Source organism: Pseudoalteromonas sp. GB43 (genome assembly GCF_054923805.1).
The window spans coordinates 2,975,465-2,999,187 of record NZ_JBPCHJ010000001.1; the positions used below are offsets into that span (position 1 = coordinate 2,975,465).

Sequence of the window (23,723 nt, forward strand, 5' to 3'; positions counted from 1 at the left end):
AATGTAAAGCCCACGCATTATCGAGCAACCATGGCATGATTAAGTAGGTGAACCACCATTGCAATCGCATGGGGAACCACTTGTTTTGCAGTATCGAGTCGGTCGTAATGATCTTTTGAATTTAACACGATCCCACCTTGTGCATACGAAAATGCACCGCCTTGGGTTAACAAAGGGCGTACATCAGTTGATTGTGTATCTAATGCAGCAAAGGTTGCCATGGCTTGTGAAACCAGTGCTGGATCGTTGAGGTTTTCTTGGTCGTAGTAGTCATTCACCCAACTTTCCCAGCTTGAGTGATTTAGATCGGAGGTTGTCCAAGTATGATGAGGTTGGAGTAAATCGGTGGTGTGAAATACAAAACCTAAAATCTGTGGATTACCGCTTTGTATGTAACTTTGATACCAGTATTGCCCTAAGTTATCGATAGGTTGGAATGGCATTTCCTCAAAGTCATCATACATGCTGTAACTTGATTGGCTATCTATACGGTAATGGGCTTCAGTAACGCCATAGCTATTATATTTTGAAGAGTCAGCATTGAACCAGCCTGTTTCACCACCTTTACCATCATCAAGGTAATCACCTTTGAGCCACGTTGCGGCAAGATTATCAACAGCTCCCCATACTGTTAGTTTTTGATAGTTGTAGCCGCCAAAGTCGTTGCCATGTTGATCAGCACCTTGGGTGTGATTTTGAAAGTGCCAATAACTGGTGTATTTCACAATACTTTCTGCAGCACCCCAAACTGGTGCTTGTACGCAAGAACCTGTAATAGCACCACAAAAAAACGTGTCCTCAAAATCATCGACGTCATAGGCTGCTTGCCCAAGTAGCTCGCCAAGCTGAGCGACAGTCATATTATTTTGCTGAGCATAGCTGACTAACGCAGCGTATTGTGTTGTGCTTGGGTGTTGTTGCATGTAGTTAACGGCATCAATCACGATACGTTTGTGGGTTTCTTGACTAAACGCATGTACGTTACTGCTGCATGCAACTAAAAACGCTGCGCTAATAAGTGTTTTTTTCATTGTGTCCTCAAAGTGTTATTTAATATGCAGCGCTATTAAAAAAGAGCGTGGTTACACTAGAGTGACAAAATAATTAAACATTTAATTAACAAGTTTACCCAATATGGTACTTTGTCATTACAGTTTTTCTAAATTATCCAAGCACCAATTAGCACGTTTAAGAGTGGCTTGCTGAACAGATTCATCTTGCTTATACCAGTTGTTATAAATCATACCGATACGAGGGTTTTGTGATAGCTGCTGTTCATGTTCTAACATAAAATGCCAATATAGGCTGTTGAATGGGCAAGCATCCTCAGTGGTTTTTTCTTTAATGTTGTAGCTACAGTGTTTGCAATAATCACTCATTTTGTTGATGTAATTTCCACTGGCAGCATAAGGTTTAGTGGCAATTAATCCCCCGTCAGCAAATTGGCTCATTCCCCGAGTGTTGGGCATTTCTACCCATTCTATGGCATCGATATAAATACCTAAATACCATTCATCTACTTCACTAGGCTTAATAGCGGTTAATAAGCAAAAGTTACCCGTGATCATCAAACGTTGTATGTGGTGTGCATAAGCCGTTTGCAGGCTTTGTGTAATGGCATGGTGCATACAATTCATGTTTGTTTTGCCGTGCCAAAAATAGTCGGGTAGGGCACGCTTTGCATTTAAGGCATTTTTGCTGGCGTAACCAGGCATATTTTGCCAATAAATACCACGTACATACTCGCGCCAACCGAGAATTTGCCGAATAAAACCTTCAACTTGAGCAATATCAATAGGTTGCTTATCAAAGCTAGTTAACACTTGTTCGATGACCTGCATCGGGTGCAGCATTTTCGTATTAAGAGCAAACGATAAACGGCTGTGATACAAAGACCATTGGTACTGGGATCGGCATGTCATGGCATCTTGAAACTGACCAAAATGCACCAGTAAATGGTCGCAAAAAAAATCAAGTAACTGCTTTGCTTCAGCGCGCGTGGTTGGCCAAATTAAGGTATCGCTGCACTCACCAAAGGTATTTATTTTGTGCTTTTCTATCCGTTTAAGGATGTGGCTAACATCGTGACCGAAGCACAAAGGTTCGGGAATTTCTTTAAGATCGCTTGGTTTTAACTTGTTTCTATTTTGCTGATCAAAATTCCATTTGCCTCCACGAGGTTGGTTATCATCGTCCATTAAAATATTAAAACGTTTGCGCATAGCACGATAAAAAAACTCCATTTTTACCGGTTTATTTGGCTTAAAGTGCTGGTCAATATCGTTAAAAGGTAACAAGAAGTGTTCCGAATCAACTGCATTGACATTAAATTCGCTCTGCTGTGAAAAATCTGCAAGTTGCTTTTTAAGGCGGTATTCGTCTGGATATTGATACTCAATATTTTGGCATTGATACTGCTTCGCTAAGCGGGTGAGCAATTCAGGTAGCGTGGCATCATCTTCTGTATTATCAAGTGTTAAATGCAGGCAGTTCAAGTTGGCATTTTTGAGTGCTGTAGCAAAGTTTTCCATTGCAGCAAAAAAAGCGGTCACTTTTTGCAAATGATGCTTTACATAGTCTGTTTCTTGTTTCAATTCGGCAATCACGTACAGTGTGTCTGGTTGTGATTTATTTTTAAACCAGCTATGACTTGCATTAAGTTGATCGCCAAAAATAAATCTCAGGGTGGCATATTGCACTTCTAAAAACCTTAGTGGATCATAATTGAATTAACTACGAAACAAACTAGGAGATAGATCGATAAAGTTAGTGTATAAATAAGGTATAACTATGGAAGGCAAAAAATGAAATCTAACACTATTAATACTCATATTATTTGGGCTACATGTTTATTTATAAGCACTGCGGCGAGTGCATCAGTGTATCAGTGCGAAAAAAATGGTGTGGTTGAGTTTAGTCAGTTGCCATGTGGGGAAGATGCTAAATTAATAACAATAAAAGAGCAAAACCCTTTCCTATCCAATGCTGTACAAGGAAAAAGTACTGAGTCAGTATATTCTCAAACGACTGGTCAAGTTGATAGCTATATCAGGACCAAACAAATAGCAGCAGAAATAGCTGAGCATAATAATAAAATAGATACCTTTAAGCTTCGTATGAATAATGAAATTGCAGCATTAAATAATCAGTCCGATGCGCAGTTACAAAACTTAGTTGGTGCAAAAAAACAAGCCGCTATTGCAAAGCAAATGAGTGCTGTATCTGAGCGTTATGCTGTTCTTATTGACAATGAACAGCGAAGTATTGACAGACTAATCGCCGAAAATAACAGAATAAACAATAGTTTCAATGAACTATCAAATAACGATGAGGTTGATAGCTTTATTCGTAGCAAACAAATCATGCAACAAATCGCTGAGCATGAAAATAAGATCGATACTTATAACGAACAACTAAACCAACAGATTAGCCTACTAGAAAAGCAAGTTAGCCATAGACCAAATAACTTAGCTGACGCAAATAGTGATCAAGCTTTAGTTGATAAAATGAGTGCGTTGACAAGCCGCTTCAATACACTTATCTCTGTTGAGCAAAGGCAAATTGATAGACTTCGAAATGAACTGAGTCAATTGTGAGCTTTATAAACCAAGCGTCTTGTTTTAATAGAAACCACGGTAGAGTGTGAAAATAAGTAACTTTTCACAATATTAGAAAAAATACGAATAGCCAGCTCCCAAGCTTGTTGCTGATGGCTATTGTAGGTCTTGATAAAGAGTAGACGAGTCTCAATAAAAGCCTCACAAAGAATATCAATATCTTTTGACGCTACGTTTAAAAAGCTCAGGTTATTCGCTAAATAATGAATAAACGGCGTGACTTGCTGTAAGTCATCAAGGTGACTTACTACTTTGTTGAGCGCACAGTAAAGAATATAGCTACGCTTAGTTATGCTGTCTTGCTCAGGCACTGTCATGGTTAACTGACGAGCATTAAGACTGCGATGATATGCGCTTGTAAACTGATGGAAATCTGGTTTTAGCAATTCAATATCTTGTAGTAACAGTCTTTTTTGAAATGAAGATAGACTCATAGTAAATCGCTTAATAGCCAAGGCTATAGGTTATTCTTATTATATGACTAAATATAGACGAGAATTTTCAGTTATGGGAAATTTTATGACAAGGTTGTCATAAAATTTTTAGGCAAAAAATAGTCTAACTAATTCATGTAGGAAGGTTGCTAATTGAGCGCTACATGCTTATAATAGCCGCCATTGAATTGAGGTGTTTAGCACTCGATTAAACGATATTAAGTTACTTTTAATATCTATTGGCGCGGGATGGAGCAGCCTGGTAGCTCGTCGGGCTCATAACCCGAAGGTCGTCGGTTCAAATCCGGCTCCCGCAACCAAATACATGCTAAGGCATTGTAAGTGTACTTAGTATGCACAGTAATTTTTACTGTATGAAGTCGCGCATTCTGGTAATGCGCGTTTTGCGTTTAGGCTATCTAGTTTAATTTAGTCAGGTGACTGACTCGCAACCAAGCTTGGCCCTAGGTTACACAGTTTTATGCTTTAGGTGTGACGCCCCGCTTGGTTCGGGGCGTTGTTGTATCTGCTTGGCGGTGATTTTAAATCATTATTAAACTCAGTATTTCAGGGCTATATGCCCTTTTTTTGTTTGTATGGAGGATTTTCGTGACAAAACTTGAGCAAGATTTAGTAGCCATGCTCTCACCGGCCGTTGAAATGTTAGGCTTTGAGTTACATGGTCTTGAGTTTGTGCAAGCTGGTCGCCACTCTACATTACGTGTTTATATCGATCACGATGCAGGGATTACGGTTGACAATTGTGCCGACGTTAGTCGTCAAGTTAGCGCAATTTTAGACGTCGAAGACCCAATTACAAATGAATATGATTTGGAAGTTTCGTCTCCTGGTGTTGATCGTCCATTATTCAAACAAGATCACTACGAGAAGGCGCAAGGAGAAGAAGTACGCGTGCGTACTAAGCTTCCGCAAGATGGTCGTCGTAACTTTAAAGGCGATTTAGTATCAGTTAGCAGTGATATGATCACACTTTCAGCAGATGGCACTGAGCATATGATTATGATCAGTAACATTGAACGTGCGAACATCATCGCAAAGTTTTAATTCGAGTGCGAAGGAATAGGGCAAGCGAGGCATAACCCATGGCAAAAGAAATATTATTGGTTGCTGAAGCCGTCTCCAATGAGAAAGCGGTTCCAAAAGAAAAGATTTTTGAAGCGTTAGAGTTCGCATTAGCGACTGCGACAAAGAAAAAACACGATGGCGAAATTGAAGTTCGCGTATCAATCGATCGTAAAACAGGTGATTACGACACATTCCGTCGTTGGAAGATTGCTGAAGTTCTTGAAGATGGTTCTTTAGAAAACCCTTACAGCGAAATCACACTTGAAGCGGCACAGGTTGAAGACGAAAGCCTACAATTAGGCGATTACGTTGAAGAACAAATTGAGTCAATCAAGTTTGACCGTATTACAACACAAATGGCTAAGCAAGTTATCGTACAAAAAGTACGTGAAGCTGAGCGTGCATTAGTGGTTGAAGAATACAAAGATCAACAAGGCGAATTAGTAACAGGTGTTGTTAAAAAAGCAACCCGTGATGCTATCGTACTTGACCTAGGTAACAATGCTGAAGCGGTTATCTACCGTGATGATATGTTACCGCGTGAAAACTTCCGCCCGGGTGACCGTATCCGTGGTCTTCTTTATGAAGTTAAGCCTGAAGCTCGTGGCGCGCAGTTATTTGTAACGCGTTCTAAGCCAGAAATGCTAATGGAACTTTTCCGCATTGAGGTGCCAGAGATTGGCGAAGAGATGATTGAACTACGTGCAGCTGCACGTGATCCAGGCTCTCGTGCAAAAATCGCGGTAAAATCTAACGACAAACGTATCGACCCAGTAGGTGCGTGTGTTGGTATGCGTGGTGCACGTGTACAAGCAGTTTCAACTGAGCTTGGTGGTGAGCGTGTTGATATCGTTCTTTACGATGACAACCCAGCGCAATTCGTTATCAATGCAATGGCGCCAGCAGAAGTTGCGTCAATCGTAATGGACGAAGATACACACTCAATGGATATCGCTGTTGAAGCCGATAACCTAGCACAAGCAATCGGTCGTAATGGTCAAAACGTTCGTCTTGCTAGCCAGTTAACTGGTTGGGAATTAAACGTAATGACCGTTGATGACATGCGTGCGAAGAACGAAGCTGAATCAGATAAGCTAATCAACTTATTCACTGAGTACCTAGATATCGATGATGAGTTTGCAACATTACTTATCAACGAAGGTTTCTCGACACTTGAAGAAGTGGCTTACGTACCAGCATCAGAATTCTTAGAAATTGACGGTTTAGATGAAGAAACAGTTGATATCTTACGTTCACGTGCAAAAGACGCATTAACAACGAAAGCGCTTAAAACTGAAGAAAGCTTAGAAGGTGCAGAACCTGCAGAAGACCTTCTAGCACTTGAAGGTTTAGAGCGTCACCTTGCATTTGTTATGGCAAGTAAAGGTGTAGTAACACTTGAAGACTTAGCTGAGCAAGGCATTGATGAGTTAGTAGACATCACTGAACTTTCAGAAGAAGAAGCTGGCAAGCTAATTATGGCTGCGCGTAACATTTGTTGGTTCGCAGACGAGTAATTTATTAACGGAGGTATTACACACTATGGCAGAAGTAAATGTTGAAAAACTAGCCGGAGATATTGGTACAACTGTTGATAAATTACTACAGCAGCTAGAACAAGCCGGTATTTCTAAAAAAGCAGGTGATATGGTAACTGAGTCTGAAAAGTCGACGTTATTAGATCACTTGAGCAAGCAGCACGGCGGCACGGGCTCAGAATTCAGCTCGCATGACTTTGCAACGTAAAAGCAAAAGTACGCTAAGCGTAACTGGCTCTACAGGTAAAGCGAAGTCTGTGCAAGTTGAAGTACGTAAAACACGTACTTACGTTAAGAAAAGCGCCATTGAGCAACAGCAAGAAGAAGAGCGTTTAGCTGCAGAAGAAGCTGCACGTAAAGCAGCAGAGCTTAAAGCCCAGCAAGAAGCTGAAGAGCTTAAAGCGAAACAAGAGGCAGAGCGCAAAGCGAAAGAAGAAGCTGAGCGTAAAGCCAAAGAAGAGGCTAAACGTAAAGCTGAAGCTGAGCGTAAAGCGAAACAGAAGCAGATGACCCCAGAGCAAAGTGCTAAGTCTGAACAAGATCGCGCCGAAGCTGAGCGTCTGCAAAAAGAAGCAGAAGAGGCCGCATTGAGAAAAGCTGAAGAAGAAGCGAAACGTCAAGCAGAAGAGGCAAGAAAGCTAGCTGAAGAAAATGAAGCTCGCTGGAAAAAGGAAGAAGAAGAGCGTAAGCAGCGTGAAGAAAACGCTGATCACCACCTTACGACTTCTACTTACGCACGTGAAGCAGAAGATGAATCTGATGCACGTGAAGAGCAAAGCGCTCGTCGTAAGAAAAAGAAAAAAGGACCTCAAAAAGAGAAACAGCCTACAGGTCCTAAAGGCAAGAAAGGTAAGCTGAAAGCACCAACGTCTTTACAACATGGTTTCCAAAAACCAACAGCAGACGTGAAAAACGAAGTTCGTATCAGTGAAACAATCACTGTTGCTGAGCTTGCATCACGTATGGCTGTTAAAGGTGCTGAAGTTGTTAAAACGATGATGAAGATGGGTGACATGGTTACCATCAACCAAGTGATCGACCAAGAAACAGCACAACTTGTAGCTGAAGAAATGGGTCACAAGGTTATTATCGTTAAAGAAAACGAATTAGAAGAGAAAGTACTAAGCGATCGTAGCGAAGAAGGTAAAGCAATTCCTCGTGCGCCGGTTGTAACGGTAATGGGTCACGTTGACCACGGTAAAACGTCAACACTTGACTACATTCGTTCAGCAAAAGTTGCTTCAGGTGAGGCAGGTGGTATTACACAGCACATTGGTGCATACCACGTTGAAACAAATGGTCACATGATCACGTTCTTAGATACTCCGGGCCACGCCGCGTTTACATCAATGCGTGCTCGTGGTGCTAAAGCAACGGATATCGTAATCCTAGTCGTTGCTGCGGATGATGGTGTAATGCCACAAACTAAAGAAGCGGTTCAGCACGCCCGTGCTGCAGGCGTTCCTTTAATCATCGCAGTAAACAAGATGGATAAAGAAGGCATCGACCCAGATCGCGTTAAGAACGAACTAGCACAATTAGACGTTATCCCAGAAGAGTGGGGTGGTGACACGCAATTCGTTCATATCTCAGCAAAAACAGGTTTAGGTATTGATGACCTACTTGAAGCAGTACTAATGCAAGCTGAAATCCTAGAGCTAACTGCACCAGCTGAAGGTATGGCTGCAGGTGTTGTAATTGAATCACGTCTTGATAAAGGCCGTGGTCCAGTTGCGTCAATCCTAGTTCAGTCTGGTACGCTTAACCAAGGTGATATCGTACTATGTGGTCTTGAATATGGCCGTGTACGTGCGATGAAAGATGAGAACGGTAAAGATATCAAGTCTGCGGGTCCGTCTATCCCAGTTGAGATTTTAGGTCTATCAGGTATCCCTGCTGCTGGTGATGAAGCAACAGTAGTTAAAGATGAGCGTAAAGCACGTGAAGTAGCACTTTACCGTCAAGGTAAGTTCCGTGAAGTGAAGCTTGCTCGTCAACAAAAAGCGAAGCTTGAAAACATGTTTACGAACATGGCTGAAGGCGATGTATCAGAAGTTAACATCGTTCTTAAAGCTGACGTACAAGGTTCAATTGAAGCAATCGCTGATTCATTAACTAAGCTTTCTACTGATGAAGTTAAAGTGAAGATTGTTGGTTCAGGTGTAGGTGGTATCACTGAAACTGATGCAACGCTTGCAGCGGCGTCAAACGCAATCGTTGTTGGCTTTAACGTACGTGCTGATGCATCAGCTCGTAAAGTAATTGAGTCAGAAAACCTAGACTTACGTTACTACAGCGTAATCTACAGCCTGATTGAAGAAGTTAAACAAGCGATGTCAGGTATGCTTGCACCAGAATTCAAGCAAGAGATCATTGGTCTTGCTGAAGTTCGTGACGTGTTCAAGTCACCGAAGATTGGTGCAATCGCAGGCTGTATGGTTACTGAAGGTATCGTTAAGCGTAGCGCGCCTATCCGTGTACTTCGTGATAACGTGGTTATCTATGAAGGTGAACTTGAGTCACTACGTCGCTTTAAAGATGACGTTCAAGAAGTACGTAACGGTATGGAATGTGGTATCGGCGTTAAGAACTACAACGATGTTAAAGTTGGCGACCAAATCGAGGTATTCGAGACGGTTGAAGTACAACGTTCACTTTAATTTCGTTTAAGTTATTGCTTTAAATGGGGGCCTAGCCCCCATTTGTGTATTCGTAATTAAATTAACTTATTCTTTAACATCAATAAGTTATTATTTTAGAGTGAAATGAAATGAGAGAATTTTCTCGCACTGATCGTGTTGCACAGCAAATTCAAAAAGAGATTGCTGTTATTCTTCAACGCGAAATCAAAGATCCACGCTTAGGCATGGTGACAGTGTCTGCGGTTGAGGTATCTCGCGACTTATCTTACGCAAAAGTATTTATCACAGTGTTTAATACTGATGATGAAGATAAAGCCAAGCAAAGCGCTAAAATCTTAAATGAAGCAACGGGTTATATTCGTTCTTTATTAGGTAAACGTATTCGTGCGCGCATCATGCCTGAGTTACGTTTTGTGATCGATAACTCGCTTATGGAAGGTATGCGTATTTCAAACTTGGTTGACTCAGTTATTCGTGAAGACAATGCCAAGCATGTAGACGAAGATGACAGCGAAGAAGGCACTAAAGACTAATGGCTAGACGCAGTAAAGGTCGTGCTATTGACGGCATCTTATTACTTAATAAGCCGCAAGGTATTTCATCAAACAAAGCATTGCAGCAAGCAAAGGGAATTTACTTTGCACAAAAAGCAGGCCACACCGGTGCGCTTGATCCGCTCGCGACGGGTATGCTGCCTATTTGTTTTGGTGAAGCGACAAAGTTTACCCAGTTCTTGCTTGATACTGACAAAACCTATGTTGTACGCGCCAAACTTGGTGAGCGAACCACGACCTCTGATTCAGATGGTGAAGTGGTTGAAACGCGTGACGTATCGGTCACCCGTGAACAATTAGCTGAGCAAATTGCCAGTTTCTTAGGTGAGTCGGATCAATACCCTTCGATGTACTCTGCGCTTAAATACCAAGGTCAGCCTTTGTATAAATATGCCCGCGAAGGTATTGAAGTGCCGCGTAAGTGTCGAAAAATTAATGTATTTAGTTTAACGCTTGATGAGTTTGATGAAGCTAATAACGAAGTACAAATGACGGCACACGTCTCTAAAGGCACTTATATTCGTACTATTGTTGACGACTTAGGTGAAAAACTTGGCTGTGGTGCGCATGTCATCATGTTACATCGTAGTGCTGTTGGCCACTATCCAAGTGAAAAAATGGTTACTCTTGAGCAACTTGAAGAAAAGCTACAGCAGGCAAAAGCAGACGATGTTGCGCCTTCAAGCTACCTCGATGAGCTATTACTGCCAATGGATACTGCTTTGGTTGATTTACCTGTGATTGAGATCACTCAAGAGCAGGGAGTGGCATTTAGTCATGGTCAAACAGTGGTGATTGGTAAGCCTGTACCAGATGGTGTGGTAAAGGTAATGGCTGATGGGGTGTTCATTGGTACTGGTGAGCGTCATAAAGACGGTCACTTAAAATCAAAGCGCGGCTTATCAAATCAACTGCCTGAGTAAAGATTACCTTGTAGTTATGAGCAAAGCTGGGTAGAATACGCCCCGCTCAATCGTTTTGGCTGAATTAGTGATTGGCTAAAACACAATTTAAATTAATTTTTGGAGTTACTATGTCACTAAGCAATCAAGAAAAAGTTGAAATCATCGCTAAATTTGCACGCGCTGAAGGCGACACTGGTTCACCTGAAGTACAAGTTGCACTTCTAACTTTCGATATCAACAAGCTTCAAGGTCACTTTGCTAGCCACAAGCACGACTTCCACTCACGTCGTGGTCTTCTTCGCAAAGTAAGCCAACGCCGTAAACTGCTTGACTACCTTAAAGGTAAAGACATTGCACGTTACACTGCGTTAATCCAAGAGCTTGGCCTACGTCGCTAAGAACTAGATTACGAGAAAAGGGGCTATTTAGCCCCTTTTTTTGTGCGCGCATGAAAGGTATACTAGCGCACACCTAGGTAGTGGATACTGCTTAGATATCAAAAAACATCATTGCCAATTGTAGTACTTAATCGTGTTTTCATAAGCACAATTAAGTACTGTAATTGGTACTTTGATGGACTATTTTTTACCAATTCGGAGCACAGCTCTGAGTTGCTTTTACATTTAAAGGACATTTTTAAGTGCAAGCAATTATTAAAGAATTTCAACTAGGTCAACACACTGTGACCCTAGAAACAGGTGCTATCGCTCGTCAAGCTGACGGCGCAGTACTAGCAAGCATTGGCGACACTTCAGTATTAGTTACTGTTGTTGGTAAGCGTGATGCACAACCAGGTCAAGACTTCTTCCCACTAACAGTTAACTACCAAGAGCGTATGTACGCTGCGGGTCGTATCCCTGGTGGTTTCCTTAAGCGTGAAGGTCGTCCTAACGATGGCGAAACACTTATCGCTCGTCTAATCGACCGTCCAATACGTCCACTTTTCCCAGACGGCTTCGTAAACGAAGTACAAGTAATCGCGACAGTTGTTTCTGTTAACCCAGAAATCCAACCTGACATGGTTGCTATGATTGGTACTTCAGCAGCACTTGCTATCTCTGGTATTCCATTCAATGGTCCTATCGGTGCATCACGTGTTGGTTTCATCAACGGTGAATACGTACTTAACCCAACACTCGCTGAGCTTGAAGAAAGCCAATTAGACCTAGTAGTTGCTGGTACTGATAACGCAGTACTTATGGTTGAATCAGAAGCTGAAACACTATCTGAAGACGTAATGTTAGGTGCGGTTGTTTATGGTCATGAGCAATCTCAAGCTATCATCAACGCAATCAACGAGTTCAAAGCTGAAGCTGGTAAGCCTGCTTGGGATTGGACTGCACCAGAGAAAAACGTAACACTTGCTGAGAAAATCTCTGCAATTGCTGCTGATAAAGTAGGTGAAGCATACCGCATCACTGACAAAGTAGCGCGTAAAGAAGCACTAGGTGCAGCGAAAGAAGAAGTGGTTGCTACATTAACAGCTGAACTTGCTGAAGGCGAAGAGCTAGATACGCAAGAAGTTGGCAAACTATTCGGTTCTTTAGAAAAAGAAATCGTTCGTGACCGTATCATCGCTGGTGAAAAACGTATCGATGGTCGTGAACCAGATATGGTTCGTGCACTAGACGTAATGACGGGTGTTTTACCTCGTACTCACGGTTCTGCAATCTTCACGCGTGGTGAGACGCAAGCACTTGTAACTGCAACGCTTGGTACTGAGCGTGATTCACAGTTAATCGACGACTTAACAGGTACTAACAAGCATCACTTCATGCTTCACTACAACTTCCCTCCGTTCTGCGTAGGTGAAACAGGTTTTGTAGGCTCTCCTAAGCGTCGTGAAATTGGTCACGGTAACCTAGCTAAGCGTGGTATTGCTGCGGTACTACCTACACTTACTGACTTCCCATACTCAATCCGTGTTGTTTCAGAAATCACTGAATCAAACGGTTCATCGTCTATGGCATCAGTATGTGGTACGTCACTAGCACTTATGAACGCAGGTGTACCAATCAAAGCATCTGTTGCTGGTATCGCGATGGGTCTAGTTAAAGAAGGCGACGATTTCGTTGTTCTTTCAGATATCTTAGGTGATGAAGATCACTTAGGTGACATGGACTTTAAAGTAGCGGGTACTTCAAACGGTATCACTGCACTACAAATGGATATCAAGATCGAAGGTATCACTAAAGAAATCATGCAAATCGCTCTTAAACAAGCGAAAGCAGCACGTCTACACATCTTAGGTGTTATGGACGAAGCGATTGCAGCACCTTCTGAAGAGTTATCTCAATTCGCACCTCGCATCTACACAATGCAAATCCCTGCGAAGAAAATTGCTGAAGTTATCGGTAAAGGTGGCGCAACTATCCGTCAACTTACTGAAGAAACTGGCACAACGATTGAAATCGAAGATGACGGTACAATCAAGATCGCTGCAACTGATGGCATCAGCGCAAACGATGCAATCAAGCGTATCGAGCAATTAACTGCTGAGCTAGAAGTAGGTACTATCTACACTGGTAAAGTTGTACGTATCGTTGATTTTGGTGCGTTCGTTAATATCCTTCCGGGTAAAGACGGTCTAGTGCACATTTCACAAATCAGCACAGAGCGTGTTAACAACGTAACTGACCACCTAAGCGAAGGCCAAGAAGTTAAAGTTAAAGTTCTTGAAGTAGATCGCCAAGGTCGTGTACGTCTAAGCATCAAAGAAGCAATGGAACCAGCTGCTGAAGAAAAAGCAGAAGAGTCTAAAGACGCTTAATGATGATTGAATAACCAGTTATTTGCTGGATATAAGAAAAAGGGGCTGTTTAGCCCCTTTTTTTATGCTTTAATGAAACCTATCCGCTTCGCTTTTGTCTACAGAGAATTCAGGTATTAAGGAATTTAATGATTTTTAAACACTTAGCATTGACCGCTGTGGCTATTTTTTCTTTAAGTGCATGTCAAACAACTTCACAACCTGAGTCAGTCCCTATTGTTAATGTGCCTTTTACCGCACCATTAGCGCCTGATTTTCGTAACGAAATTACGATTGCTCGCTATTCTGAACTACTAAATCGTGCTGATTTAAGTGCCGAGCAACAAGCCAAACTTTATTACGATCGCGGTGTATTATTTGACAGCTTAGGTATGTCGACCTTGGCGCGTATTGACTTTAACCGTGCGATTAAGCTTAAACCAGACCTAGCAGAGGTGTATAACTTCTTAGGCATTCATCACACACTAATGCAGCAGTATGAACAAGCTTATGAGTTTTTTGATTCGGCACTTGAGCTTAACGAGCAGCATGAGTATGCCTATTTAAATCGTGGTATTGCCCTTTACTATGGTGATCGTCCATCACTCGCACAAGATGATTTACAGCAGTTTTTAAATCGTTCACCAAGCGACCCTTATCGAGTGCTATGGCTTTATTTAGCTCAATCAGAAGCTGATAAAGCGCAGGCCTTAGTTGATTTAAAAGCTAACTCGCAGGGTGTTGATGAGTCTCAATGGGGTTACCAACTGTTGGCACTTTATTTAGGTGACATTAGTGAGTTTGAGTTTTTATCTGGCATTATTGAAGGGGTGACTTCAGAGCAAGAGTATGCGCACCGCTTATGCGAAGCTTATTTCTACCTAGCGAAGATGCATCAAGCGGCGGGTGATAACTACCTTGCTGCCGATTACTTTAGACTTGCACTTGCCACCAATGTGCATGAGTTTGTTGAATACAAATATGCCCGCTTAGAGCTTGAGTTAATGGCTGGTGAAAACGCAAGCTAAGGTTTTTTTTACTGTTATTCTATTGCTGAGCTTGGGTTTTGTTTCAAGCTCAGTGTCTCGTTTTATTCCCGCTTACGCTTTTTATGCAAATACCACTCCTTCACAAGCAACGGCTATCTATCACTTGGCGCCCAGCGCCATTAATTTGCAGCATTTAGTGCTGCGCAACTCACAGCTTCGCCAGTTAGCAAAGCTAAATGATAGTAATGCTGCGTATCAGCTTGCGCTCAGATTTTTGCAGCAACTAGATTACAACGCAGCAAAATTATGGTGGCAGCCTTACTTTGCTAAATTCACTTCAGCGCAGCAACAAACCTTAGCGGAGCAGCTAGTTAGAGCAAACCAGTGGCTCGATATAAGTTACCTAGGTAAAGCTGGCAAGTTACCTGACGGAGATGCCAAGCAAGCTTGGCTGTTGCAGCAACAAATGCCGCCAGCTCCAAATTGACCCAGCTTATGCGCAGCAACAGCAATTAGCCTTATCAACATCAAGTGTACAGGCAAGCAGTCAGTGCCAATTTAATGTTTTAATGATGACAGATCATTACAAAGGCATTGATACTTTAAAGCAGTATAAGCAGCAATACAGTAAAGCGCCTGAGCCTGCAAAAGGCAGCTTTTGTTTTACTGAGGTTGTTTATGTTGCCGATAAGTTTAGCTGTGATGGCAACGATGGGGCGCTTGAATGTAACTGGCAAAATGCGGCTGAGTATTCATGGACCGAAGGTTTTGACTTTATTGTGATGATGTCAAAGCAAGGGGCTGCTAATGTGCTTGGCGGGATTATGCATATTAATTCATCGCAATCCTACGCGGTATTTCTACATGAGCTAATGCATTTTAATGGTTTTGAAGATGAATATGTTTTAGCAGAGCAAAAACAACAGTGGCTGTGTAATCAACAGGGGCTAGTTGCGCCAAATCTATTTATTGCAAATGAGGTTTCTCCGCCAAAAGGGTGGCAAAAAAGTATCGCTTGTAGCAACAAAAAAGCCTATAAACCAAGCCCTAATTGGTCAATAATGCAATACCAAACTATGAGCCTGTCTGAGCAATACCGAGAGCTTTGGCAAAAACAAATTAACCAGCCCTTAACAAAGCCGATTCGGTTTTCTGAATATTTTGCCTTTTTAGGCTTAAAGCCAGTGTTTACAACAGCTTCCAAAGAGCATAAATTTTCTGACTAATCGTCTATTTATTGCTATTTTAGTATGCAAAGTGGTTAAATGTTGTGCGAATAGGTGTGTCTCCTATAGACAAAATAGCACCTGATCAGTATAACTATACGCATTGTAAGCTTTTTTTAAGCCAACTTTTAACCATCCAAATGAACAGTACGCAACTAATTAAAACTAGAGCGGTATTGATATTCTTATGACACTAAAAGGCTCCTAATTATGACTTTGCTCTGGATACCCCTGTTATCCTTAATCGGCAGTGTTATTTCATCCTGCACTTCAAAACTAACACGTAACCAAAGCACTGCTTTGACCATGTTAGCGCCTTTGATTGCCCTTGGAATTGTATTTTCGTATACCCCTGCAGTCTTTTCTGGCGAAACAATTCGCTACACTGCTGAGTGGATCCCTCTTTTAAACATGCAAGTCTCGTTTCGACTTGATGGTTTAACGTTACTCTTTCTATATATGATTCTTGGGTATCGGTACCCTGGTGATTTTTTATGCGCGTTATTACTTGAGTAGTAGCGACTCAATGCCAAAGCTATACTGCTATTTAATGCTATTTATGACCGCAATGGTCGGCATCGTGATGTCGAATAATGTGATCCAGCTGTGGTTTTTCTGGGAGCTCACCAGTATTAGCTCGTTCTTATTGATTAGCTATTGGTGGCATAAGTCAGAAGCTCGCAAAGGCGCACGCATGGCACTTGCTATTACCGGTGCCGGTGGTCTTGCGTTACTAGCAGGTTTATTACTGATTGGTGATATTGTTGGTAGCTATAATCTTGATGTTATCTTAGCAAGCAAAGCACTTATTCAATCTCATGCACTTTATGAAGCTGCGCTGGTATTAGTGCTTTTAGGTGCATTTACTAAATCTGCACAATTTCCATTTCATTTTTGGTTACCACATGCGATGGCGGCACCGACACCAGTCAGTGCCTACCTACACTCTGCAACCATGGTTAAAGCAGGTATCTTTTTATTAGCGCGTTTTTATCCTGCGCTTTCAGGCACAGATACTTGGTTTATCTTAGTGGCAATGACGGGTCTGGCGACTTTATTGGTTGGCGCTTATATCGCGTTATTTAAGCATGATTTAAAAGGCTTGCTGGCTTATTCAACAATCAGCCATTTAGGTTTAATTACCTTACTGCTTGGTTTAGACACTGAGCTTGCTACAGTGGCTGCTATCTTCCACATCATTAACCACGCAACCTTTAAAGCGTCGTTATTTATGGCAACGGGTATCATTGACCATGAAACTGGCACCCGTGATATGCGTAAACTAAATGGTATGTGGCGATTTATGCCGTATACCGCCACACTAGCTATGGTAGCAGCGGCAGCCATGGCGGGCGTGCCACTGTTAAATGGTTTCTTATCGAAAGAGATGTTCTTTGCCGAAACACTGCATCAGCAAGTGCTTGGCTCTATGTCTTGGTTAATTCCAGTGTTAGCAACGATTGTGGTGCACTCTCTGTCGCGTATTCAGCACGCTTTATTCACGACGTGTTTTTTAACGGCGACCCAATCGATTTGCCAAAACAGCCCCATGAGCCACCACGCTATATGCGTGTACCAATCGAAATTTTGGTTGTGCTATGTTTACTCGTCGGTATGTTCCCGCACTTTGCAGTAAGTGATATTTTAGCTTCGGCGTCTTATGCAGTGCTTGGCGATGCAGCCCCAGATTATAAGCTATCTGTATGGCATGGTTTTAATTTACCGCTGTTAATGAGCTTTATTGCTACAAGCGTGGGCGTGATGATTTATGTGCAGCGTAAGCACCTGTTCCACTTCCAAGCTTCATTGCCAACTTTGAATGCTAAGAAAGGCTTTGAGCGTGGCTTATATAGCTTAATTAAATGGTCACAAGAAAAGATTAAACGAATCGAAAATGGCTCGTTACAGCGCTATGCCTTTGTGATGATTGCTGTGGTGCTTATGTGTGCGGGCTGGCCTTTATTTGAAATGCGCCAGTTAGCAGGAGCAAGTCAGTTAACGCCAATCGATTTCCATAATGCTATTGGTGCCGGCTTACTAATAATTGGGGCGCTGGCAACGGTTATTTGGCACCGCTCACGAATGATATCTTTGATTATGATTTCAATCGTATAGTTCGATGGTATCTGTTGCATTTACTCGATTCTCTGCGCCTGATTTAGCACTGACTCAGTTAACCGTTGAAGTTGTTACCGTAATGCTACTGATGCTTGCACTGTTCTTTTTACCACAGCGTACTCCGAAAGAGTCAAGCTCACTGCGTATTCTGCGTGACTTGGGTATCTCATCGGCAATAGGTGTGGTTGTGGCGAGTATTTGTTATGCGCTTCTGACAAGACCACTTGAGTCAATTTCTGACTTCTTTGTTGCTAATGCAAAAACTGGCGGTGGTGGTACTAACGTTGTAAACGTTATCCTCGTTGACTTTAGGGGTTTTGATACCCTAGGTGAGATTACCGTATTGGGTATTGCTGCGTTAGGTATTTATAAGCTTCTTATTAACTTGCCGCTGTTTATGCCAGCAAGTGATAGTGAAGGGCGCCCATGGGCAAGAGAGCGTTACCCAATTCTATTATCGAGTATTTCACAAAGCTTGTTACCACTTGCATTACTTGTGTCTGCGTATATTTTCTTACGTGGTCATAACTTACCAGGTGGGGGCTTTATTGCAGGACTGGTTACCGCGATTGCATTTATTTTGCAATATATGGCAAATGGTTCGCACTGGATTGCAGACAGATTTGACGTGAATTATCGTAAGATTATTGCGTCAGGTATTGCTATTGCATTGTTTACAGGTATTGGAAGTTGGTTCTTCGAACGTCCATTCCTAACAACCTGGTTTGATTATTTTGATATTCCGCTAGTCGGCAAGACAGAACTTGCTAGTGCTATCGTATTTGATTTAGGTGTGTATTTAACTGTTGTAGGTGCAACGCTGATGATTTTAGCAAGTTTAGGTAAATTAACTGCTGATACACCCAAGCAAGAGGTAAATATTTAATGGAAGTATTGTACGCATCATGCGTCGGCGTGCTGGTTGCATGCGGAATTTACTTAATATTGCGGGCTCGTACCTTCCCGGTGGTACTCGGCCTGACTATGTTGTCGTATGCAGTTAACCTGTTTTTATTCTCTTCAGGTCGTTTAACAATTAACAAAGCGGCTGTACTTGGTACAGGCAGCGAGTATGCCGATCCACTCCCTCAAGCGCTGGTTTTAACCGCCATTGTAATTGGCTTTGCGATGACCGCTTTTGTGGTTATTTTAGCGATTCGTGGTCGTGCTGACTTGGGTAATGACCATGTTGACGGCCATCTTGTTAAGTCATCGAAGGAGCAAAAATGATTCAGCATTTAGCTTCTTTACCAATTTTAATTCCGATGTTGGCAGGGGTTATTTTACTCATGCCGCCATGTGGTAAAAACTTACATATTCGTCGTGTTTCGTCGGTTTTATTGTCGATTGTTACACTCTTGGTCAGTGCTTATTTATTATTTCACGTAAATAGTACTGCACCGCTCGTTTACGCAATTGGTGATTGGTCTGCACCATTTGGTATCGTGCTGGTTGCCGATAGACTAGCAACGCTACTGGTGCTACTTACCAGTTTCCTTGGTGCAGTTGTGGTGCTTTATAGCTGTGCAGGCGATGATAAAAAAGGGAGCTTTTTTCATCCGTTAGTGCACTTTTTAGTGTTAGGTGTAAATGGCGCCTTTTTAACGGGCGATGTATTTAACCTGTTCGTATTTTTTGAAGTGCTGTTGATTGCTTCGTATTCATTATTGATGCATGCCGGCAATAAACATAGCACCCGAGCTGCACTGCAATACGTCATTTTAAACCTGATTGGTTCAAGCGTATTTTTGATTGCGCTGGGTGTACTTTATGGTGTGCTAGGCACATTGAACATTGCTGATTTAGCGCAAAAAGTACCACAGCTGACGGGTGACGATGTTTACCTTGCTAAAATAGGTGGCTTGCTGTTAATCGTGGTATTTGCGTTAAAAGGCGCGTTATTACCGTTACATTTATGGCTACCGAATACCTACGCCAGTGCAATGCCATTAGTTGCTGCATTATTCGCGATTATGACCAAAGTCGGTGTGTATGCCATGCTGCGCGTGTATACCGTAATATTTGGTGATAATGCTGGTGAGCTTGCTCACATGGCACAGCCTTGGTTATGGGGCTTAGCACTTGCGACCATCGTAATGGGTGGTATTGGTGTGTTAGCAAGTCAAGATTTTAGAAAGCTTATTGCGAATCTGGTTGTTGTATCTGTCGGTACTTTAGTGGCACTGGTTGCGATTCAAAATGTTGCTGCAACCGCGGCATTACTATATTACTTAGTGCATTCAACCATTATTTGCGCAGCACTATTCTTAATTGCGGATTTAATTGCTCAACAGCGCGGTAAAGTTGCCGACCGATTAGTCGCAGGGCGAGCCGTTGCACAGCCATATTTACTTGGTACTTGTTTTGTAGTGGCTGCGCTTGCTGTTGTTGGTATGCCACCGTTATCTGGCTTTGTCGGCAAAGTATGGATTTTAAAGAGCACGCTAGATAGCGAAAAAGCCATGTTGTTTTGGCCAATATATCTAGTTTCAAGTTTAGCGTTATTAGTGGCGGTTTCACGAGCCGGTACCAGCTTATTTTGGGATCACACCCATAAAGATAGTGAAGCAATTGAAGGCACTAAAGCACACCCTGTTAAAGTGATAGCTGTAGTTGCATTACTTGCGTGTTCACCATTAATGGTTGTATTTGCAGGACCGATTTCAGACTATATGTTAGCAACATCAGAGCAGTTGTTTGATATCAACACTAGCATCAACGCTGTATTACAAGGAGGCCAATAATGCGTTTAGAAGCTCGCTTTCGTTGGTTGCCAACACCATTTCGCAGTGTTTTATTATTCATTGTATGGCTGTTGTTAAATAACAGTGTGTCGCCAGGACACCTGTTTTTAGCTGCATTTTTTGCCATTACTATTCCGTGGATCACATTCCCATTTCGTGATCCTCAGCCGCTTATTGTTAGGCCAGGTCTTGCGTTTAGGCACTTATTGTTAGTGCTGTACGATATTGTGACTGCTAACTTACAAGTAGCCCTGTTGATCCTTGGGCCAACGAAAAAGTTACGCCCAGGTTTTATCAAAGTACCGTTGGATTTAAGCCATGAAATGCCAATCACTATTTTGGCCAGCACAGTATCTTTAACACCAGGTACAGTGAGTGCAGAGGTTTATCCTATTCCTGAATCACTCGAAGAGGGCGAAGAAATTCAGCAGCGCTACTTATTGATTCATGTACTCGATTTAGCTGATGAACAAGCGTTAATTAATACTATTAAGCAGCGCTACGAAGCACCGCTTAAGGAGATTTTTCGATGCTAGATACCGTTTTTCTAATAGTTTTTGCAATGATAGCCATATCTTTATTGTTAAACCTATGGCGTTTAATTGTTGGGCCGTCGGTACCTGATCGTATATTGGCTTTAGATACTATGTTCATAAATACCATTGCTTTAATTATTCTTTATGGCATGAGCATGGGCACCGATTTATATTTTGAAGCCGCATTATTAATCGCCATGCTTGGCTTTGTGAGCACTGTAGCGGTATGTAAATACCTGCTGCGTGGCGATATTATTGAATAAGGTAGCAAATGATGAGTGAATGGATTGTATCAATCTTATTATTAATTGGTGGTTGCTTTATTCTTATAGGTTCAATCGGACTTGTGAAAATGCCTGACTTTTTTATGCGCCTGCACGGTCCAACTAAAGCAACAACGCTTGGCATGGCATCACTGCTAATTGCTGCCATGGTGTATTTTAGCTACACCCACGATGGCATCAGTGTGAAAGAAATTTTGATTTCAATTTTCTTACTGATCACCGCACCTATTAGCGGCTATATGCTGATCAAATCAGCCATCCACCATAAGCTTCGTGCTAAAGATGGCACCAAGGGCCTCGATAACATCGAAGAAGATTAATACTAGCTCGCAACAATAGTTAAGCGAGTTGGTGTGATATCTGAGTAATCAGAACAATGTGATCTACGACAGTGGCTTTTATTGCGCTCGTAGATCGCATAAAATGCCCCGTCATTTAGTACAGTAGGTAAATAGAGCATTATGCGAGTAGCACTTGGAGTAGAGTACAACGGCGCGCGTTACAGTGGTTGGCAACGTCAATCACACGTCAATAGCGTACAACAAGAAGTAGAAACGGCGTTGTCGCGTATTTGTAATCATCCAGTCGAAATTGTTTGTGCAGGCCGCACCGATGCGGGTGTACATGGCACTGGGCAGGTGATCCATTTTGATACTCACGCTGAGCGTGAAATGGTCGCGTTTACGATGGGTATGAATACCTTACTGCCAAAAGATATTGCTATTCGCTTTGCCAAGCCTGTAAGCGAAGACTTTCACGCTCGTTTTAGTGCCACAGCACGTCGCTATCGCTATGTGATTTATAATTACACCTATCGCGGCGCTATCATGAGTGAAGGGGTGACCCATTTTCATCACCCATTAGACGAAACTAAAATGCAAGAAGCCTGTCAGTATTTAATAGGTGAGCATGACTTTACTTCGTTTAGAGCACTACACTGCCAAGCAAATACAGCAAATCGTACTATTCACCATTTATCGGTAAAACGCCAAGGTGATTATGTGATCATTGATATCAAAGCCAATGCGTTTTTACATCACATGGTACGAAACATTACCGGGTGTTTGATGGACATAGGTTTACATAAGCATGAACCTGTGTGGTTAAAAGAATTACTTGATTTAAAAGAGCGCGCTAAGGCAAGTGCAACAGCAAAAGCCGCTGGCCTTTACTTAGTTGACGTGGATTACCCTGAACATTTTGGCATTCCTAAAACACCATTAGGGCCTTTGTTTTTACCTGATTCAGACAGTTAGACTTTAGTAGACTACTACTAAGACCAGTTTTTTATATCGTCTGCGGGTAATTCATGTTTTAATTGAAAAAATCTGTCTGTTTATTTGTTATCAGAAACACAAGCGAGTGTTTTCAATTAAACAGACTGCGACACAGAACAGCATTAAGAGAGTTGCAAATGAGTTGGTTAGAAAAAATCTTACCTAAAACGACTAAATCATCAGGTCGTAAAGAAATCCCAGAAGGGGTTTGGGCTAAGTGTACAGACTGTGATTCAATTTTATATAAAGCAGAATTAGAAAAAGCACTCAACGTGTGTCCTAAGTGTGATCACCACATGCGTTTAAGTGGCCGTAAACGTCTTGAAAACTTTTTAGATGATGCTGATCGCCAAGAAATTGGTGCAGAGCACGAACCAAAAGACGTATTAAAGTTTAAAGATTCTAAAAAATATTCTGACCGTATTACCCAAGCACAAAAAGCAAGCGGCGAAAAAGACGCACTTGTAGCAATGAAAGGCCGCCTAAAAGGTATTCCTGTTGCTGCTGTTGCTTTTGAGTTCTCGTTTATGGGGGGTTCAATGGCGTCAGTAGTAGGTGCTCGTTTTGTTGAAGCTGTAGATCAATGCTTAGAGCACAACATGCCACTTATTTGTTTCTCTGCATCAGGTGGTGCACGTATGCAAGAAGCACTTATGTCGTTAATGCAAATGGCTAAAACAAGTGCTGCACTTGCAAAAATGAGCGAAAAAGGCTTACCGTTTATTTCAGTATTAACTGATCCAACAATGGGTGGTGTATCTGCATCACTGGCAATGCTTGGTGATGTAAACGTTGCGGAACCTAAAGCGCTTATCGGTTTTGCGGGTCCTCGCGTAATTGAGCAAACAGTACGTGAAACGCTTCCTGAAGGTTTCCAACGCAGTGAATTCTTGCTAGAGCATGGTGCAATCGACATGATTGTAGACCGTCGTGAAATGCGTGACACCCTTGCACGTATCTTAGCGAAATTTATGAACTTGCCTTCTACTGAACAAGAGCATAGAGTAGCGTAAATTTCAGCTTA

The 23,723-nt window shown here is 42.1% G+C and carries 20 protein-coding genes, 1 tRNA gene and 2 pseudogenes; 20 read left to right on the forward strand and 3 right to left on the reverse strand.

What is annotated here, in order from left to right:
• Window positions 1-17: 17 nt before the first annotated feature.
• Entirely contained in the window at window positions 18-1,031 is a 1,014-nt protein-coding gene (locus ACRWSG_RS14140) for a phospholipase C/P1 nuclease family protein (RefSeq protein WP_462166566.1), read from the reverse strand.
• A 117-nt stretch (window positions 1,032-1,148) separates the two neighbouring features.
• The gene (locus ACRWSG_RS14145; protein ID WP_462166567.1) at window positions 1,149-2,699 is read right to left on the reverse strand and encodes a cryptochrome/photolyase family protein; all 1,551 of its coding nucleotides are present in this window, start codon (window positions 2,697-2,699) and stop codon (window positions 1,149-1,151) included.
• 105 nt (window positions 2,700-2,804) lie between these two features.
• On the opposite strand from ACRWSG_RS14145, the gene ACRWSG_RS14150 reads away from it, so the two are divergent.
• Window positions 2,805-3,596, forward strand: a complete 792-nt coding sequence (locus tag ACRWSG_RS14150; RefSeq protein ID WP_199529210.1) for a DUF4124 domain-containing protein — start codon at window positions 2,805-2,807, stop codon at window positions 3,594-3,596.
• On the opposite strand, the gene ACRWSG_RS14155 is transcribed toward ACRWSG_RS14150, so the two are convergent.
• Window positions 3,587-4,051: a globin gene (locus tag ACRWSG_RS14155; RefSeq protein WP_166341606.1), complete on the reverse strand. Its 465-nt coding sequence runs from the start codon at window positions 4,049-4,051 to the stop codon at window positions 3,587-3,589. The two genes, ACRWSG_RS14150 and ACRWSG_RS14155, sit on opposite strands and share 10 nt — an antisense overlap.
• A gap of 243 nt (window positions 4,052-4,294) precedes the next feature.
• Between ACRWSG_RS14155 and ACRWSG_RS14160 the strand changes: the two genes are divergently transcribed.
• The 19 genes and pseudogenes from ACRWSG_RS14160 (at window position 4,295) to accD (ending at window position 23,712) form a co-directional block, all read left to right on the forward strand.
• Window positions 4,295-4,371: transfer RNA gene (locus ACRWSG_RS14160), tRNA-Met, on the forward strand.
• A gap of 289 nt (window positions 4,372-4,660) precedes the next feature.
• On the forward strand, window positions 4,661-5,116 hold the full coding sequence (rimP, locus tag ACRWSG_RS14165) for a ribosome maturation factor RimP (protein WP_054553177.1): 456 nt from the start codon (window positions 4,661-4,663) through the stop codon (window positions 5,114-5,116).
• Window positions 5,117-5,154: 38 nt separating this feature from the next.
• The gene (gene nusA / locus ACRWSG_RS14170; protein WP_054553176.1) at window positions 5,155-6,654 is read left to right on the forward strand and encodes a transcription termination factor NusA; all 1,500 of its coding nucleotides are present in this window, start codon (window positions 5,155-5,157) and stop codon (window positions 6,652-6,654) included.
• 25 nt (window positions 6,655-6,679) lie between these two features.
• Window positions 6,680-9,335: pseudogene (gene infB / locus ACRWSG_RS14175) on the forward strand (translation initiation factor IF-2).
• A 110-nt stretch (window positions 9,336-9,445) separates the two neighbouring features.
• Window positions 9,446-9,850 (forward strand): 30S ribosome-binding factor RbfA, encoded by a 405-nt coding sequence (rbfA, locus tag ACRWSG_RS14180; protein ID WP_054553174.1) that lies wholly within the window; start codon window positions 9,446-9,448, stop codon window positions 9,848-9,850.
• Complete coding sequence (gene truB / locus ACRWSG_RS14185; RefSeq protein ID WP_054553173.1) at window positions 9,850-10,794, forward strand: tRNA pseudouridine(55) synthase TruB; 945 nt, start codon at window positions 9,850-9,852, stop codon at window positions 10,792-10,794. The genes rbfA and truB overlap by 1 nt, the downstream gene beginning before the upstream one ends.
• A 110-nt stretch (window positions 10,795-10,904) precedes the next feature.
• The gene (gene rpsO, locus ACRWSG_RS14190; protein ID WP_054553172.1) at window positions 10,905-11,174 is read left to right on the forward strand and encodes a 30S ribosomal protein S15; all 270 of its coding nucleotides are present in this window, start codon (window positions 10,905-10,907) and stop codon (window positions 11,172-11,174) included.
• A 242-nt stretch (window positions 11,175-11,416) separates the two neighbouring features.
• Window positions 11,417-13,546, forward strand: a complete 2,130-nt coding sequence (pnp, locus tag ACRWSG_RS14195; RefSeq protein WP_462166568.1) for a polyribonucleotide nucleotidyltransferase — start codon at window positions 11,417-11,419, stop codon at window positions 13,544-13,546.
• Between the two features lie 128 nt (window positions 13,547-13,674).
• The gene (gene nlpI / locus ACRWSG_RS14200) at window positions 13,675-14,553 is read left to right on the forward strand and encodes a lipoprotein NlpI (protein WP_054553170.1); all 879 of its coding nucleotides are present in this window, start codon (window positions 13,675-13,677) and stop codon (window positions 14,551-14,553) included.
• Window positions 14,554-14,584: 31 nt separating this feature from the next.
• Complete coding sequence (locus ACRWSG_RS14205; RefSeq protein WP_462166569.1) at window positions 14,585-15,001, forward strand: hypothetical protein; 417 nt, start codon at window positions 14,585-14,587, stop codon at window positions 14,999-15,001.
• Window positions 14,949-15,740: a hypothetical protein gene (locus tag ACRWSG_RS14210; protein ID WP_462166570.1), complete on the forward strand. Its 792-nt coding sequence runs from the start codon at window positions 14,949-14,951 to the stop codon at window positions 15,738-15,740. Before ACRWSG_RS14205 ends, ACRWSG_RS14210 begins: the two co-directional genes overlap by 53 nt.
• 210 nt (window positions 15,741-15,950) lie before the next feature.
• A pseudogene (locus ACRWSG_RS14215) lies at window positions 15,951-18,744 on the forward strand (monovalent cation/H+ antiporter subunit A).
• Entirely contained in the window at window positions 18,744-19,088 is a 345-nt protein-coding gene (locus tag ACRWSG_RS14220) for a Na+/H+ antiporter subunit C (protein ID WP_054553167.1), read from the forward strand. Before ACRWSG_RS14215 ends, ACRWSG_RS14220 begins: the two are co-directional and overlap by 1 nt.
• The gene (locus ACRWSG_RS14225; RefSeq protein WP_462166571.1) at window positions 19,085-20,602 is read left to right on the forward strand and encodes a monovalent cation/H+ antiporter subunit D; all 1,518 of its coding nucleotides are present in this window, start codon (window positions 19,085-19,087) and stop codon (window positions 20,600-20,602) included. The genes ACRWSG_RS14220 and ACRWSG_RS14225 overlap by 4 nt, the downstream gene beginning before the upstream one ends.
• Window positions 20,602-21,138, forward strand: a complete 537-nt coding sequence (locus ACRWSG_RS14230; protein WP_054553165.1) for a Na+/H+ antiporter subunit E — start codon at window positions 20,602-20,604, stop codon at window positions 21,136-21,138. Before ACRWSG_RS14225 ends, ACRWSG_RS14230 begins: the two co-directional genes overlap by 1 nt.
• Window positions 21,132-21,401 (forward strand): K+/H+ antiporter subunit F, encoded by a 270-nt coding sequence (locus ACRWSG_RS14235; protein ID WP_054553164.1) that lies wholly within the window; start codon window positions 21,132-21,134, stop codon window positions 21,399-21,401. Before ACRWSG_RS14230 ends, ACRWSG_RS14235 begins: the two co-directional genes overlap by 7 nt.
• An 8-nt stretch (window positions 21,402-21,409) precedes the next feature.
• Window positions 21,410-21,742: a Na+/H+ antiporter subunit G gene (locus tag ACRWSG_RS14240; protein ID WP_054553163.1), complete on the forward strand. Its 333-nt coding sequence runs from the start codon at window positions 21,410-21,412 to the stop codon at window positions 21,740-21,742.
• A gap of 141 nt (window positions 21,743-21,883) precedes the next feature.
• Complete coding sequence (gene truA / locus ACRWSG_RS14245; protein WP_054553162.1) at window positions 21,884-22,678, forward strand: tRNA pseudouridine(38-40) synthase TruA; 795 nt, start codon at window positions 21,884-21,886, stop codon at window positions 22,676-22,678.
• A gap of 158 nt (window positions 22,679-22,836) precedes the next feature.
• Window positions 22,837-23,712: an acetyl-CoA carboxylase, carboxyltransferase subunit beta gene (gene accD, locus ACRWSG_RS14250; protein ID WP_054553161.1), complete on the forward strand. Its 876-nt coding sequence runs from the start codon at window positions 22,837-22,839 to the stop codon at window positions 23,710-23,712.
• Window positions 23,713-23,723: the final 11 nt, after the last annotated feature.

Bases quoted from the DNA above. Each gene is read 5' to 3' on its own strand.
- ACRWSG_RS14140 (WP_462166566.1), bottom strand. From the start codon at position 1,031: ATGAAAAAAACACTTATTAGCGCAGCGTTTTTAGTTGCATGCAGCAGT.
- ACRWSG_RS14150 (WP_199529210.1), top strand. From the start codon at position 2,805: ATGAAATCTAACACTATTAATACTCATATTATTTGGGCTACATGTTTA.
- ACRWSG_RS14155 (WP_166341606.1), bottom strand. From the start codon at position 4,051: ATGAGTCTATCTTCATTTCAAAAAAGACTGTTACTACAAGATATTGAA.
- nusA (WP_054553176.1), top strand. From the start codon at position 5,155: ATGGCAAAAGAAATATTATTGGTTGCTGAAGCCGTCTCCAATGAGAAA.
- rbfA (WP_054553174.1), top strand. From the start codon at position 9,446: ATGAGAGAATTTTCTCGCACTGATCGTGTTGCACAGCAAATTCAAAAA.
- truB (WP_054553173.1), top strand. From the start codon at position 9,850: ATGGCTAGACGCAGTAAAGGTCGTGCTATTGACGGCATCTTATTACTT.
- rpsO (WP_054553172.1), top strand. From the start codon at position 10,905: ATGTCACTAAGCAATCAAGAAAAAGTTGAAATCATCGCTAAATTTGCA.
- nlpI (WP_054553170.1), top strand. From the start codon at position 13,675: ATGATTTTTAAACACTTAGCATTGACCGCTGTGGCTATTTTTTCTTTA.
- ACRWSG_RS14210 (WP_462166570.1), top strand. From the start codon at position 14,949: ATGCCAAGCAAGCTTGGCTGTTGCAGCAACAAATGCCGCCAGCTCCAA.
- ACRWSG_RS14220 (WP_054553167.1), top strand. From the start codon at position 18,744: ATGGAAGTATTGTACGCATCATGCGTCGGCGTGCTGGTTGCATGCGGA.
- ACRWSG_RS14225 (WP_462166571.1), top strand. From the start codon at position 19,085: ATGATTCAGCATTTAGCTTCTTTACCAATTTTAATTCCGATGTTGGCA.
- ACRWSG_RS14230 (WP_054553165.1), top strand. From the start codon at position 20,602: ATGCGTTTAGAAGCTCGCTTTCGTTGGTTGCCAACACCATTTCGCAGT.
- ACRWSG_RS14235 (WP_054553164.1), top strand. From the start codon at position 21,132: ATGCTAGATACCGTTTTTCTAATAGTTTTTGCAATGATAGCCATATCT.
- ACRWSG_RS14240 (WP_054553163.1), top strand. From the start codon at position 21,410: ATGATGAGTGAATGGATTGTATCAATCTTATTATTAATTGGTGGTTGC.
- truA (WP_054553162.1), top strand. From the start codon at position 21,884: ATGCGAGTAGCACTTGGAGTAGAGTACAACGGCGCGCGTTACAGTGGT.
- accD (WP_054553161.1), top strand. From the start codon at position 22,837: ATGAGTTGGTTAGAAAAAATCTTACCTAAAACGACTAAATCATCAGGT.